This window comes from Sphingobium fuliginis (assembly GCF_004152845.1).
Lineage (GTDB): Bacteria > Pseudomonadota > Alphaproteobacteria > Sphingomonadales > Sphingomonadaceae > Sphingobium > Sphingobium fuliginis.
This window is the reverse complement of the sequence record NZ_SEON01000017.1, coordinates 1-14,069: the sequence shown is the minus strand read 5'-3', so window position 1 is coordinate 14,069 and position 14,069 is coordinate 1. Positions and strand designations below refer to the sequence as shown.

13 protein-coding genes are annotated in these 14,069 nt (G+C 65.2%); 7 read left to right on the top strand and 6 right to left on the bottom strand.

The annotated features are described in order from the left end of the window. Window positions 1-238: 238 nt before the first annotated feature. The 5 genes from EWH10_RS21570 to EWH10_RS21550 all read right to left on the bottom strand — a co-directional run bounded on the left by EWH10_RS21570 (window position 239) and on the right by EWH10_RS21550 (window position 6,519). Complete coding sequence (locus EWH10_RS21570) at window positions 239-949, bottom strand: DUF3142 domain-containing protein (protein ID WP_065847614.1); 711 nt, start codon at window positions 947-949, stop codon at window positions 239-241. A gap of 23 nt (window positions 950-972) precedes the next feature. Beyond that, the gene (locus tag EWH10_RS21565) at window positions 973-3,126 is read right to left on the bottom strand and encodes a PA5441 family protein (protein ID WP_065847608.1); all 2,154 of its coding nucleotides are present in this window, start codon (window positions 3,124-3,126) and stop codon (window positions 973-975) included. A gap of 94 nt (window positions 3,127-3,220) precedes the next feature. Beyond that, window positions 3,221-4,273 carry a choice-of-anchor A family protein gene (locus EWH10_RS21560; protein ID WP_065847606.1) on the bottom strand — a complete coding sequence of 351 codons (1,053 nt, stop codon included), beginning with the start codon at window positions 4,271-4,273 and terminating at the stop codon, window positions 3,221-3,223. 108 nt (window positions 4,274-4,381) lie between these two features. Then, window positions 4,382-5,548, bottom strand: coding sequence for an iron-containing alcohol dehydrogenase (locus EWH10_RS21555; RefSeq protein ID WP_226870458.1), 1,167 nt, complete (start codon window positions 5,546-5,548; stop codon window positions 4,382-4,384). 83 nt (window positions 5,549-5,631) lie between these two features. Then, window positions 5,632-6,519 (bottom strand): LysR family transcriptional regulator, encoded by an 888-nt coding sequence (locus tag EWH10_RS21550; RefSeq protein ID WP_065847605.1) that lies wholly within the window; start codon window positions 6,517-6,519, stop codon window positions 5,632-5,634. 94 nt (window positions 6,520-6,613) lie between these two features. Between EWH10_RS21550 and bla the strand changes: the two genes are divergently transcribed. Continuing rightward, on the top strand, window positions 6,614-7,510 hold the full coding sequence (bla, locus tag EWH10_RS21545) for a subclass B3 metallo-beta-lactamase (protein ID WP_065847610.1): 897 nt from the start codon (window positions 6,614-6,616) through the stop codon (window positions 7,508-7,510). A gap of 55 nt (window positions 7,511-7,565) precedes the next feature. Here bla and EWH10_RS21540 read toward each other — a convergent pair whose 3' ends face one another. Further along, on the bottom strand, window positions 7,566-8,447 hold the full coding sequence (locus EWH10_RS21540) for a LysR family transcriptional regulator (RefSeq protein ID WP_061934106.1): 882 nt from the start codon (window positions 8,445-8,447) through the stop codon (window positions 7,566-7,568). A 222-nt stretch (window positions 8,448-8,669) separates the two neighbouring features. On the opposite strand from EWH10_RS21540, the gene EWH10_RS21535 reads away from it, so the two are divergent. The 6 genes from EWH10_RS21535 (at window position 8,670) to EWH10_RS21510 (ending at window position 13,792) form a co-directional block, all read left to right on the top strand. Next, on the top strand, window positions 8,670-8,906 hold the full coding sequence (locus EWH10_RS21535; RefSeq protein ID WP_025546856.1) for a hypothetical protein: 237 nt from the start codon (window positions 8,670-8,672) through the stop codon (window positions 8,904-8,906). 6 nt (window positions 8,907-8,912) lie between these two features. After that, window positions 8,913-9,797 carry a bestrophin family protein gene (locus tag EWH10_RS21530; RefSeq protein ID WP_065847603.1) on the top strand — a complete coding sequence of 295 codons (885 nt, stop codon included), beginning with the start codon at window positions 8,913-8,915 and terminating at the stop codon, window positions 9,795-9,797. Between the two features lie 181 nt (window positions 9,798-9,978). Beyond that, window positions 9,979-10,194, top strand: coding sequence for a hypothetical protein (locus EWH10_RS21525; RefSeq protein ID WP_025546858.1), 216 nt, complete (start codon window positions 9,979-9,981; stop codon window positions 10,192-10,194). Window positions 10,195-10,285: 91 nt separating this feature from the next. Then, window positions 10,286-11,020: a cytochrome c oxidase assembly protein gene (locus tag EWH10_RS21520; protein WP_065847601.1), complete on the top strand. Its 735-nt coding sequence runs from the start codon at window positions 10,286-10,288 to the stop codon at window positions 11,018-11,020. Window positions 11,021-11,154: 134 nt separating this feature from the next. Next, window positions 11,155-12,450 (top strand): O-acetylhomoserine aminocarboxypropyltransferase/cysteine synthase family protein, encoded by a 1,296-nt coding sequence (locus EWH10_RS21515; RefSeq protein ID WP_065847599.1) that lies wholly within the window; start codon window positions 11,155-11,157, stop codon window positions 12,448-12,450. A gap of 73 nt (window positions 12,451-12,523) precedes the next feature. Continuing rightward, entirely contained in the window at window positions 12,524-13,792 is a 1,269-nt protein-coding gene (locus EWH10_RS21510; RefSeq protein WP_065847597.1) for a cation:proton antiporter, read from the top strand. Window positions 13,793-14,069 lie beyond the last annotated feature (277 nt).

The following is a 14,069-nucleotide window of genomic DNA, read 5'->3' as shown; positions in this document are numbered from 1 at the left end:
CGTGAAACCAGTCTGCGCCGATGGTACTGTGGCTCAAGCCCCGGAAGAGTAGGGCGTCGCCAGGCATTATAGCTCGCGCTTCACATTAACCCATTCGCAATCTCCTGCGCCCAGGCGCAATGCCCCCAAGCGCAGCCCCTCAGGCCGCGCTGGCAAACCGGCAAACCACCAGCCCAAATCATACCTCAAACCCACCCTCCAACCCTGGGTAGATTTCCTGGAAGGAACCGGTTGAGAATCAATGGCCGTCAGAGCTGTTGCGGGATAGCAAGAACACCACATAGCCTTTGAATTGCGGATGACGCGATAGCATAGGCGGTGCCTGCCATGCTCCGCCCTCGATCAATGCCACGCGGAAGGGAATGGGGAAGCTTTCCATCCGGCGAAAATAATCCTCATAGCCGGGGATGGTGGTGCGACCCTGGTAGGTTTGGACCACAACCTCATCGATCAGGCCGGCGAGTCTTGCTAGGGCCCGCGGGTCGCCATGGGCGCTCCAGTCCATCAGGCCGGTGATCGACAGCCGCCAATGGCGGGGCAGGCGTTGCCGCAAATCACGCAGAAAATTGCCATAGCCGCCGATCCCGCGCGTAGCGGCATCGAAATCGACCTGGAGTCCGACAACCTCATTGCCTGCCTCGCGCCAGCGATGCAGATCGTCGAAGATCGTCTCGTAAACAGCATCATTCCAATCCAGCCGATCTGCCCTGACGACCAGCCAGATCTTCTTGCTCGGCAACCGGGGCATCCCCATGCGCAGCTTTTCCAGCCGGACGGGTCCCCTACGCCGAACCTCTCCGTCAAGAAGGTAGAGGATCTTCGCCCGGACATTCTTTGCCGGACGCACGCCAGGCCAGAGATAGAATGCCTCATGACCAGCCGGATCGACACGCTCCGCCTCCGTTTCGCGCCGACAGCCGGTCAACGCCAGCAGCGCCAGCAGCGCCATCGACCATCCGCTTGCACGCATGTTCACCAATAATAACGCAGGGACTTTGCCCATCGGCTGTCGGGATAGCGCTGCTTCAACTCGGTGAACCACGCCTTGCGATCGGCTTGAGGTGCCTGCGCCGCCTCCAATTCCTCATAGCTGCGATAGGGCCCGGTACAACCGTTAAAGCCAGACGGCGCATAGCACATCACGGCACGATACAGAGCATAGGCCCGGTCTTCAGCCGCCGCTCCCTTGTCCGCGATGATCGCGGCATAAATGTCCGCGCGAGACAGCGGGCGGCCGGAAAAGCCGTCCGGCCCATTGCCGAGGCTGAACCTGTCGCCACCTGCCTTGAACAGGCTGAAGCCATCGAAACCGTTCAGCCGATAGAAATCGCCCAGACACAACCGCGCCTTTGCATTGGCGGGAGCGTGCGCGAGAGTCGCGGCGGTTTGCGCTATGCTGGGGCAAGGAAAGCCGTCCGACCATCTGCCCTTTCGGAACAGCCCCACCGGAATCATGTCCTGCTGGGAGAAGTCCCATAGCCCGCCCTCGCTTCCCGCGCTGGCGGGCACTAGCGTAAGATCGCCGGTGAAATCGCCAAAGGCTCCTCTCGTCAAATCCTTGTAGAGCAAGGTGAAGCGCGCCACGTCCCGCTCGCGCACTGGACGCGTGCGATCATTCGCCGCCGCACGCAGGATGGATGGGCTTGCCAGGGTTTGCAGCAAAATCGTCCGGGTCATGCTGTCCGTGACAGGCGATCCGGGCGCGAAGACCTGCTCCAGCCGTCCATCGCGCTGCCAGCGGAGAGCAAGCCCCATTTCCACCAACGGCCGCTCATAAAGCGGGTTCGCCCCACGCAGCAGATCGCGCCAGAATCCCGCCTCGTTGGGATCGCGCGTTCGACCAAGGGCCATGCCGCGCAGCATCTGCCGGCTGAAAGCAAGCGGCGTGAAGCGGCTGCTGCGCGCCGCATCGGGCAGCAGCGCCAGGATCGCCTTCGGATCGTCCCCGGCATAATAGAGCCTGCTGGCCTGGAGCAGCCCGTAAAGATCGGCATGGGCGGTGAACTGGCTCTTCTGCGCCGCCAGCTCGGCGGCAGACAGGACGGCCGGATCGGCGCCCTGCCGCCGCATCCGCTTGAGATCGGCTACGGCCAGCAGCAGCGGCGTTCCGTTCTGGCTGCCGATGATCCGGCTCGCATCCTGACGTTCCAGCAGCTTGATGTCGATCTCCTCTGCAAGATCGGCTGCTGCCTCATCGTCGCCGGGCACCGTGGCCAGCAGCTTTTCATAGCTGCGGGCAAGCGCCGCCATGTCCCCGCTCAACCACGCCACGCGGCGCATCAGCCCTTCGGCCGATGCGGCATAGCGGCCCCTGGGATAGGCCTTGAGATAAGCGGAGATGGCGTTGCCCGCCTCCGCGACCGCGGCGCGATCGACCTTTTCGGGGCCAGCGAAATCGCCATATTCATCGACCGCCTGGGCCACCGCCGCGCGCAGGCCGATACGGATCGGCATATATTTCGCTGTTTCCGCGACCCATTGGCTGCGGGCGCGGGTCAATGGAACGAAGCTGTCTCGCGCAACCTGCCAGTCGCCCTTGTGGAAGGCCTCTGCCGCTTTCAGATAGGATAGATATTCGCGGCCCGGCCTGCTGGAGATCGCGGCATTTCCCCAATCGGCCGTGCCGCAACCGGTCTGTGCGCGCAGCCGCGCCAGTTCGGTGCGTTCCGCCTCCGGCAGGCCGGTCTCGACGGCAAGCGCGGCATTGAAGGCTGCCGTGGCTTCAGCGGAAGCCGCGCAGTCGGTCGCATGGCCGTTCGCCGCAGCGCCATCGCCTTGGCTGTCCCTTGCGGCTTCCGGCCAGAAGGCGGCGCGCAGGCCGGGCCATGTCATGAAGGTTCCACCGAATTGCGGATTGTTCATATCGGTCGCCGCGCCTTTGCGAGGGCCGTCCACGGGCCTCAGGCTTCGCATGAGCAGCAGGATGTTGATCCGCGTATCGTTGCCCGGGCTGATCGCCGCGCGTCCGCCGCAATCATAATCGGGGGAAGCCAATTGCCAGCCGGGCGAGCAGGAAGAGTCGGCGCAGGCCCAGAGAGTCCCGCCCAGGCCGATTGCCGATAGCGCCAGCGTCACCAGCGCGGCGGCGACGGGATGTTTGCGGTGAAACGCCATATGTCGGGCCATGGGGCGGTCCTGCCGATCATCTTCTTTCATCATCCGGCGCGAAGGTGAACAAAAGATCGCTTCCACGCAATGACGAAGACAGGAGACGCCGGCCTTACATTCCCCCGGCCGCTGCCGAACGACGCCGCCGCCTGGCGAAAAACAGCGCACCGGCCCCGAGGATGAAAAGCAGCCATGCCGGACCTTCGGGAACCGGCGTTCCTCCCGAACTGCCGCCGGGCGGCGTCACCGGCGGATTATACCCGCCATTATAGGTGCCCAGATGCATTTCCCCGTCCTGATCGAGGCTGCCGAACACAGCCGATCCCTGAATGTAATTGCTGCTATGGGCGGCCGCCCACGGCGCCAGGACGGAGCCGCCCCAACTGGTCGTCAGGTCCAGATTCTGCGCATCGCCAAAGTTCCAGATGACATGTTCGCCCAGTCCCGCGGTGCCGCCCAGGAAATTGTCGTTCAGGTTGATCGACGCTCCGCTTACATTGACGATGGCCGTATCCGCGCCATTCAGATGGAAGGCGATTTCCCCGATGGAATTGAGGTCGGCCGCCGTGATCGAAAAGACCGCCAGACCGTCCGCATCGGGGGCCGCGTTGAAGGTCGCCCGATTGCCGCTGATGTCCATCTGGCTGTTCGGGGAAAGGCCCGACAGGGTCGCGGACAATTGTTTCATGCTGCCGGCCAGGGTCGCTCCCTGGGCGGTCAGGTTGCCGATGAAGGCGGGGTCCGAACCGGCCAGTCCGGATTGCACCACATTCTGGTTGACGTTGGTGTTGTTGATCGTCCCGCCGACCTTCACCGTCTGGCTGGGGCCATTGAGGTTGAACCCGCTATCGACATTGCCGCCGATGACGGCGCCCGATCCGTTGTTCAGGTTCTTGACGCCGCCCGTGACGTTGCCGACCACGGTCAGGCCGGGCTGACCGGTGGGGGAGGCGGTCGGCGTGCCGATCTGATAATTGGACGACGTGCCGGTCAGGTCGCCGCCCACGAAGGTTCTGCCTTCCACTTCGGAAGAGGAATCGAGGTTGCCAAGGACGATCAGATTCCATTCGCGCAGCGCGTCCGTGCCCGCGACGGGAGAAGCGAGGCCGGGCGAGGCTGCAAGGGCGGCAACACTGGCGGCGAAGAGAATGCTGAGCTTTTTCATGCGCCGACCCTATGCGACCGATCGCCCGACGCTAAGGGTTAAAGATGGTTAACATAGGGTTGTGCCGGATCGGGACATGCATGGCTACGACCTGCCTCGGGCCCCGGATCAAGGCCCCCAGGCCTGGCGATAAAGCGCCTGGATTTCGTCCGCGTCCGGCACGATGGGGTTGTTGCCGGGCGATCCGGAAGCGAGCGCCTGCTCCGCCATCAGCGGCAGCAGCGCGTCCCATTTGTCGGCGTCTATGCCGTAGGCGGCGGGCGTGGGGACACGGAGTTCCTCGTTGATGCGGGTCAGATCCTCGATCAGCTTGCCAACGGCGCCCTGGTCGCCCTCCTCCGCCGCGGCGACGCCCATGGCCCGCGCGCAATCGGCATAGCGCCGAAGGGCGCCCGGCGCCGAAAAGGCGGTGACAGCCGGCAGCAGCATCGCATTGGAAAGGCCGTGCGGCACGTGGAAATGCGCCCCGATCGGCCGGCTCATGCCATGAATCAGCGCGACGCTGGCGTTGGAGAAGGCGATGCCGGCCTGGGTCGAACCGAACATCATCGCCTCGCGTGCGGGGCGGTCTTCCGGGTCCGCCCATACGCGTCGCAGATGCGGCGCGATGGCGCGCATGGCCGATAGCGCGAAGCTGTCCGAAAAGGGGTTGGCCCGGCGCGACACATAGGCTTCGATGGCATGGGTCAGCGCGTCGATCCCGGTGTCGGCGGTCAGGCGCGGCGGCATCGTCAGCGTCAGTTCGAAATCGACCAGGGCGGCTGTCGGCAGATAGGCGAGGCCGGCCAGCAGCATCTTTTCGTCCGTCGTCTCATCCGTGACGATGGTGAAGCGCGTCGCTTCCGATCCGGTGCCGGCCGTCGTGGGTATCGCAATGACGGGAAGGCCGGGCGCGTCCTGGACATGGGGCACCTTATAGTCGCGGCAGACGCCGCCATGGACGGCGAGCACCGCGATCGCCTTCGCGCTATCGATCGGGCTTCCGCCGCCGAAGCCGACGACGCAGTCATGATCGCCCTCCTCCAGAAAGGCGCGGGCCTCCTCGATGGAGGCGGCGGTCGGTTCCGGCAGGGTGTCGGCAAATATGCGGGCGGCCATTCCCGCCTTGTGCAGTTCGTCCATCAGGGCATCGGCTCGCCCGCCGTCCTTCAGGAAGCGGTCGGTGACGATCAGCGGCCGCGACAGCCCCAATGTCGCCAATAGCGGGGCGAGTTCGCCGGACACGCCGCCGCCGACGCGAAGGATGCGCGGAAGCGCCGCCTGAAAGCCCATCATCTGTTCTCCGCCGTCGGTTCGATGGAAATCTGGACGATTTCGATGGGGCGGACAAGGCTCCATGTCGGGGCCGGAATCCGGTGCTATGGCGCGGTCGGCGCTTCTGCCCCGCCGCTGTCCGCAAGCCATTCGCGGAAGCGCCGCATCGCGTCGCTTTCAGGACGCGAGATGAGGCGCGTGAGCCAATAACGGCCCGCGTCGATCATGATCGGGAAGGGCTGGACGAGCAGTTCCGAGGCGAGTTCGCGCATGAACATGACGGGCGGCGCCAGCGCGACGCCCAGGCCGGCCATGGCGGCGGAGACCATCAGCGCCGAACTGTCGAAAACGGGCCCGCGCAGAAGCGGGGCGGCAACGCCCGCGGCCCCGAACCAGAGCGCCCATTCGTCCGGCCGGTAGGAACGCAACAACCGTTCATGGAGGAGGTCTGCAGGTGCGCTGAACCGCGCGGCCATGGCCGGCGCGCAAAGCGGCGTCAGCGGTGCTTCTAACATGGGTTCGGCATGGGTGCCATGCCATGCGCCGTCGCCGAAGCGAATGGCGAAATCCAGCGCTTCTCCCGCCAGGTCCACGCGATTGTTGTTGGTCGAAACGCGCAGGTCGATGGCGGGGTGGGCGCGGGCAAAGGCGTCCAGTCGGGGCAACAGCCAGCCGGTCGCGAACGTGCCGACGACGCCGACCTTCAACATCTCGCGAAAGCGGCCGCCGGCATATTGGTCGAGCGTCGCGCCCACGCGGTCGAACGCCTCCGCCAGCACGGGCACGAGCGCATGCCCCTCGTCCGTGAGCGCCAGCCCACGCGGCAGGCGGTGAAAGAGGCGGACGCCAAGGCGGCGCTCAAGCTGCGCGACATGATGGCTGACCGCCCCCTGGCTGACGCAAAGCTCAATCGCCGCGCGGGTGAAATTAAGGTGGCGCGCCGCCGCTTCGAAGGCGCGCAGGGCGTTCAGGGGAAGTTGGGCGCGATCCATGGCCCGTCATCAATTATTCTCATGGCTTTGTCGAGAAATCATGCTTTGTGCGCGAAAGCGTCCATCGGCATCCCGGCAGGGAAGGGAGATGAAGATGATCGCATCGATGGCCATGGCCGCATCGCTGGCGGTGAGTTCCGCGTCAGCGGCTGTCAGGACGGAACCGCATGGGCCCTTGCCTGCGGACGACCCCTTGACCCGCCCGATGGCGGTGGAAAGAGCCCGGGAGTGGCTTGCGCCTCTGCCGCCGGAGAAGATTTTCGGCAGCAGCTATCTGGTGGGTTTCGGCGGCCTGAGCGTCGTTCTGATCGACACGGGGGCGGGTCTTGTCCTGATCGACGGTGCGCTCCCGCAGGCGGCGCCGATGATCCTGAGGCATGTCCGCAAGCTGGGGTTCGATCCCAAAGACATCAAATTTATTCTGAGTACCGAGCCGCATTATGATCATGCCGGCGGGTTTGCGGCGCTGGCGCGCGCCACTGGCGCCACGGTGGTGGCCAGCCGGCGCGGCGCCGAGGGCCTGCGGGCCGGCGCACTTGCAAAGGACGATCCGCAATTCGATTATGGCGGCACCTGGCCGGCGGTGTCGCGGCTGCGCATCATGGATGACGGAGAAGTCCTGAGGCTGGGCCGCATATCCATCAAGGCGCATGCGACGCCCGGCCATACGATGGGCAGCATGACGTGGAGCTGGAACGCCTGTGAGGGCAGGGCGTGCAAGGAGATCGTCTTCGCGTCCAGCCTCAACCCGGTGTCGGCCGACAATTACCGCTTTACCGCGCCTTCCAGCGCCGCGATCGTCAGAGGTTTTGCTGTCAGCTACAGGCGCATGGGCATGTTGAAGTGCGACATATTGATTGCCGCGCATCCGGACAATGCCGGTCCTCGGCGGTATGACGGCTCGCCCGGCGCCTGCCGCCGCTATGCCGGGCGGTCACGCCGACTGCTGGCGAGGCGGCTCGCGCGGGAGCGGGAGGAGGCGGTGAAATAGGGGCGTCCTGCCCTTTCGATCCCATCGATGAAAGGCGGGATCGACGGAGAAGGCGTCATGATCCGCGCAGGCGGCGTGCGAGAAAGTTGAGGCACGAGCGGACCTTGGGTGAATTCAACTGGCCCGGCAGATAGAGCGCCGCGATGGTCGAGGGCGGCAGCGACAGGTCGGGCAGCACCGGCTCCAGCCGGCCGTTCTCCAGATCCTCCTGCACATCCCACAGCGACTTGATGCCGATGCCCGACCCCTCCAGCGCCCAGGCGCGCGCCAGTTCGGCATCATTGGTGTTCAGCGTCAGCCGCCATCCTGCCGCGCCACCCATGATCCTTCGCCACAGCTCGCCCTGCGACGCGCCCACGACGATCTTGTTGTGTCCCGCGAGATCGGCTGTCCGCGACGGGCGCCCGCGCCGGTCGAGATAGGCGGGGGCGGCGCAGAGCAGCCGGGGATTGTCCGCCAGCCGCTTCATCATCAGTGCGCTGTCGGCTGGCGGATCGAAGCAGATGGCGATGTCGTGCCCGCTGCCGATCATGCTGGTCGCTGGCTGATCGGACGTTTCCAGATGCAGGGTGACGTCGGGATGCAGCAGCGCATATTCGTGGAACAGCGGCGCCAGGCGCGCCCGCCCCGCGTCGATGGTCGTGACGATGCGCAGCGTGCCGCTCGCCTCCGTCGACCGGCGCATCAGATCGGTTTCCGCCTCCTCGATTGCGGTCAGGGCGTGGCCTGCCCGTTCATACAGCAGCGATCCTTCGTCCGTCAGGCTGAAATGCCGGCTGTTGCGGCGGACGAGCAGCACCCCCAGCCGCTGTTCCAGTTGGGACAGGCGGCGGCTGGTCGCGGCCAGCGACAGGCCCAGACGCCGCGCAGCCTCCGACAGGTTGTTGGATTGGGCGATCGTCACGAAGGATTCGATCTCGGCAAAGCGATCAGGCATGGGGACAAGCTAGGCCCGGCATGTTGCGATGCAACGGAAGTCAGGTTGCAAGACCGTATGTTTTCATTGCCGCGTCTCCGAAATAAGCCCGGACTGTTAGCGTTTCTTGCTCGTTTCACCCTGACGCAAGACTGGGTTGCACGGCGCGGGAAGCGTTGACCGCGCCTTTCGCAACGCATCATTTTCGCGGAAATCCCTGCATCTGGAAGAGGAGTTTCCGTCATGCCGCCGATCCGGCTTTCCCGCGCCGACGCCCTTGCCCCCATCGGATGGAACGACCTGGAGGCGCTGCCCATCTATGCCGCCATGCTCCTGGGCCTGGGCTGCCTTGTCCTGGCGCTGCTCGATGGCGTGCCGACACTGGAAGCCACGACGCTGAAAGCCGTCGGCATATTCGGCAGCCTTGCATTGCGCAACGCCTGGCTGAAGCTGGACGAACATGACGGTGCCGTTTCGTAACCTCTCATGATCATCGGTACCGCCCCACGCATCCGTCAGGGTTTCGAGCGAGCCTGGAGCGTGCTGGTCGCGCTCTTCTTCTGGGACCTGGCGGTCACCATCTTCTACTTCATCTCGCCGTTCAGGGCTCCGGCCCTGCCGCTTACCATCTTCGGCACGGCGCTTGCGCTGGTGCTCGGCGTGCGTGTCAATTCGGCCTATCAGCGCTGGTGGGAAGCGCGCATATTGTGGGGCGCGATGGTCAATGCGTCGCGCAGCTTCGCCCGCGCGGTGCTGGCCTTCCTGCCCGAAGAGGAGGAGGCGCAGGCCCTGGGACGTGAACTGGTGCTGCGCCAGGTGGCCTATGTCCACACGCTGCGCCGGCAGTTGCGGCGGCTGGAAACGGGCGGGGACATCCACCGCATATTGGGCCCGGGCGATCATCCGGAACTGGCCCGGCGCAATCCCGCCAACGGCGTGCTGGAGGGCAGCGGACGCCGTGTCGCCGGTCTGGTGCGGCGGGGATGGATCGACACTATCCAGCAAGGCCGGATCGAAGCCGTGCTGGTGGACATGGCCAATGCGCAGGGCGGCATGGAGCGGATCAAGAATACTCCGCTACCTGCCCAATATCGTGCCTTCCCGCAATTCTTCACCCGGCTTTTCTGCATCCTGCTGCCGATCGGGCTGGTGGAGACGCTGGGCGCGGCGACGCCGATCGGATCGGCGGTCGCCGGCTTCATGTATCTGGCGGTGCTCCAGATCGGGGACGATCTGGTCGATCCGTTCGGCAACAGCGTCCATGACCTGCCGCTCGACAGCATCACGACCGTGATCGAAGCGGACCTGTACGAGTCGATCGATCTGCCGCCGCCCGCCCCGGTGGAACCGGTCGATGGCGTGCTATGGTGAAGGCCGAATGCGGGGGTTGCCCGCGCTGCCCTGTTCCCCGCAAACATGGCCGAAAGAATTTTCTTCGCAGGTGCGGAACAAAATGGCCGGCCTGCCGTTTGTGGCCAGTTGGATGGAATTAACCATGAAAATGCGGGCAAAGCCGCATGACGGGCGCATGAACATCGCTGGGGGGACATGAATGTCGGACCATAAGAACGCCCTGATTCGCTCGATCGTCAAACGCGCTGCCGCCGAGAATCTGGAGATTTCCTTCACCACGCCGCCATTCTGGTCCCCCGTGTCGCGGGGGAATGCCGCCGCGATCCTGAACGCCATCCAGCAGCACCAGCCGTCCCATTGCGTGATGCGGCGGTCCAATGGAGACAAGGTCGGCAGCGTCCTGCTGCGACGATAGCGCAGCCGCGCGATGCACGATGCCGCGTCCGGGAACCAGCCCCGGCGCGAGCGGTTAAAGGGCGATCCGCAATTTCGCACGGAGGCAGCGCGTGGAGCCGGGATCAGGCTGGATACCCTATTGCGGCCCCGCGCCGGCGCCCGTGGACCTGCTGACCCGCTGGAACTTCGATCCGGTGCTGCTGGCAGCGTTCGGGCTTGCCATCATGGCGAGCCTCCGGCTGCGGTCCGCGGACGGGAGAAGCCGGTCCTTGTCCGCGATCCTGTTGCTCGCATTTCTGTTCATCTCCCCGCTATGCGCATTGACCTCCGCCTTGTTTTCGGCCCGGACCCTGCACCATCTCGTCCTGACATCGATTGTCGCCCCCTTGCTGGCCATGGCTTTTGCCGAGCGGCGAGCCGCGGGCGGCGTGGCCTTATGGACCTGCCTGCATGCGGCCGCTTTATGGTCGTGGCATATACCCGGCGCCTATGCCGCCGCGCTTTCCGATCATGCCGTCTACTGGACGATGCAGGGAAGCCTGCTGCTGACCGCGCTGGCGCTGTGGCGTGGGGTCATGGCCGCGCCGCTTCCTCTGGCGGTGACCGCTCTTCTGGCCACCATGCTCCAGATGGGCCTGCTGGGCGCGTTGCTGACCTTTTCGAGCGTGGCGGTCTATTCCCCGCATTTCATCAGCAGCTTGGCCTGGGGATTGACGCCGCTGGAGGACCAGCAGCTTGCCGGGCTGCTGATGTGGGTTCCCGGCGCGGGCCTCTATATCGCCGCTGTGCTGTTCCTGCTTTCGCGCTGGTTCAGGCAGGAGCGGGACGCCGCGGCCGCGGCATGACCGGCGCTTCGCGGCTGGCGCGCCGGAAGGGGAAGCTGGCCGGCTCCCCTGACCGCCGCGCGTGACGCAGCCTCTTGTTTTTGCCGGGCCGCACCGTCACCCTGACGCCGGATCAACGATGCTGCGGAGCCCCAATGTCCAGGAACAAGCCGAATCCGGAAACCCTTGCCGTTCATGCGGGATGGCGGGCCGATCCAGCGACGGGCTCCGTCGCGGTGCCGATCCACCAGACGACATCCTATCAGTTTCGCGACGCGGAGCATGCGGCCTCGCTCTTCGCGCTGCAGGAAATGGGCAATATCTACACGCGGATCATGAATCCGACCACCGATGTGCTGGAAAAGCGCGTCGCGGCGCTGGAGGGGGGCGCCGCCGCGCTGGCGGTGGCGTCGGGACAGGCGGCGTCGGCCTATGCGATCCAGAATCTGGCGCGGGCCGGCGACAATATCGTGAGTTCGACGGCGCTCTATGGCGGCACCTATAATCTGTTCGCGAACACGCTGAAGGACCAGGGGATCGAAGTGCGCTTCGTCGATCCGGCCGATCCGGAAGATTTCCGGCGGGCCACCGACGATCGCACGCGCGCCTACTATGCCGAAACCCTGCCCAATCCCAAGCTGGAGGTGTTCCCGATCGCGGAGGTCGCCGCCATCGGCCGGGAACGGGGCATCCCGCTCATCATGGACAACACGGCCGCTCCGCTGCTGTGCCGCCCGCTGGATCACGGCGCGGCCATTATCGTCTATTCCGCGACGAAATATCTTGGCGGACATGGCACGTCGATCGGCGGCCTGATCGTCGATGGCGGGAATTTCGACTGGGCCGCTCATCCCGAACGACAGCCGCTGCTGAACACGCCCGATCCTTCCTACCATGGCGCGATATGGGCAGAGGCGGCAAAGCCCCTGGGCCCGATCGCCTATATCCTGCGGGCGCGGGTCATCCTGCTGCGCGACCTAGGCGCGGCATTGTCCCCCTTCAATGCGTTTCAGCTGATCCAGGGTATCGAGACCGTGGCGCTGCGGATGGAACGGCATTGCGCCAATGCGGTCAGGGTGGCCGAACATCTGGCGCGCCACCCCGCCGTGACCAGGGTCATCTACCCCTCGCAACAGGATGGCCGCGCCCGGGCCCTTGCGGAGCATTATCTGACCGGAGGCAAGGGCGGGCTCGTCGGGTTCGAGCTTGCCGGCGGCATGGAGGCGGGTCGCCGCTTCATCGATGCGCTGGATCTTTTCTACCATGTCGCCAATATCGGCGACGCGCGCAGCCTGGCGATCCATCCAGCGTCCACGACCCATTCGCAGTTGAACGAAGCGGAGCAGATGGCGACCGGCGTGTCGCCCGGCTATGTGCGGCTTTCCATCGGGATAGAGCATATCGACGACATATTGGGCGACATCGACCGGGCGCTGGCCGCGGCAAGCTGACCTTCCGGGACGAAGGGGCGGACCGCCGGGCCATGTCGCGGCAACGCCGGCCGCGGCGGCGCGTTGCCCCCCCATGGAAATGCCGTTCACCGCGCCCGATCCCTATATTCTGGTCCTGACGGGCGCGGGGCTGCTGATAGTCCTGGTCGCATGGCTGCCGCTGGCCTTGAGGAAGCTGCCGCTGTCGCTGCCCATCGTCTGCATCCTGATCGGCGCCGCGATATTCCGCATCCCCGGCATCGAATTCCGACCGTCGCCGCTGGAATATCCGGATGTGACCGAACATTTTACCGAACTGGTCGTGATCATCGCCCTGATGGGCGCGGGACTGAAGCTGGACCGGCCGTTCGACTGGCGGCGCTGGATGGTGACCTGGCGGCTGCTCGCCATCACCATGCCGCTGGGCATCGCGCTCATCACGCTGTTGGGGGGCGTGCTGCTCGGTCTTCCCTGGGCCATCGCCCTGCTGCTGGCCGCCAGCCTCGCCCCCACCGACCCGGTGCTGGCCGCCGATGTCCAGGTCGGCCCGCCGCGCACGGGCGAGGAAGATGAAGTCCGCTTCGGCCTGACATCGGAGGCAGGCCTGAACGACGGCCTTGCCTTTCCCTTCGTTCACCTCGCCATCGCGCTCGCCCTGACGGGGAATATGGGGGAGTCATGGTTCGGAAAATGGCTTGGCCTGAACGTGCTGTGGGAGATCGTCGTCGGCGTGGGCGGCGGCTGGGCCGTGGGAAAGCTGTTCGGATGGCTGACCTTCCACATTCCGGCCGAGACGAAACTTGCCCGGACCGGAGACGGCCTGATCGCCATAGCCGCCACCTTCCTGTCCTATGGCCTGACCGAAATCCTCAACTGCTATGGCTTCCTGGCGGTCTTCGTGACGGCGCTGACCCTGCGCGCGTCGCATCGCGACCATGCGTTCAACGTGCAGATGCATGATCTTACCGAACAGGTGGAGCGCCTTTCGATGATGGCTCTCCTGCTTCTGTTCGGCGGCGCGCTGATCGGCGGTCTCCTGTCGCCGTTGCGCCCGTCCGACATCGTGCTGGTGCTGCTGATCCTGTTGATCGTTCGTCCGGTGACGGGTCTTGTGGGTCTGGCCGGCTTCAGGGCGGATCGGGTCGAAAAGCTGACCATCGCCTTCTTCGGCATAAGGGGCGTCGGATCTTTCTACTATTTGGCCTATGGTCTGAACCAGATGAAGGTGGGAGAGGCCAGCCGCCTGTGGGCGATCATCGGCCTGACCGCACTGATGTCGATCCTGCTCCACGGCCTAACCGTCACACCCGCCATGCGATGGCTCGACAGGCGTCAGGGGCGTGATCCGGACATGAGCGACTGACCGCATGCCCATGGCGCCGTTCCCCAGGCCGGCGGCGATCATCGGGCGGGGCGCAGCATTGCCGTCCCCAAGGGATTTGCGCAAGCCGGGCCGGTGGACCGCCGCCCGGAACGGATTTCAAGGCAGCAGATGATTCTGCCTGCCGGGAAGGCTTGTCTTATGACATTGCGGTCCGTTTGGGTCATGCTGGATTGCCCGGGCCGGGGTGGCCACCCCGGCCCGGGCGGAAGGGGACGGATCGTGAAAGCGCCGGTCGTTGTGGGACCGGGTTAGAGTA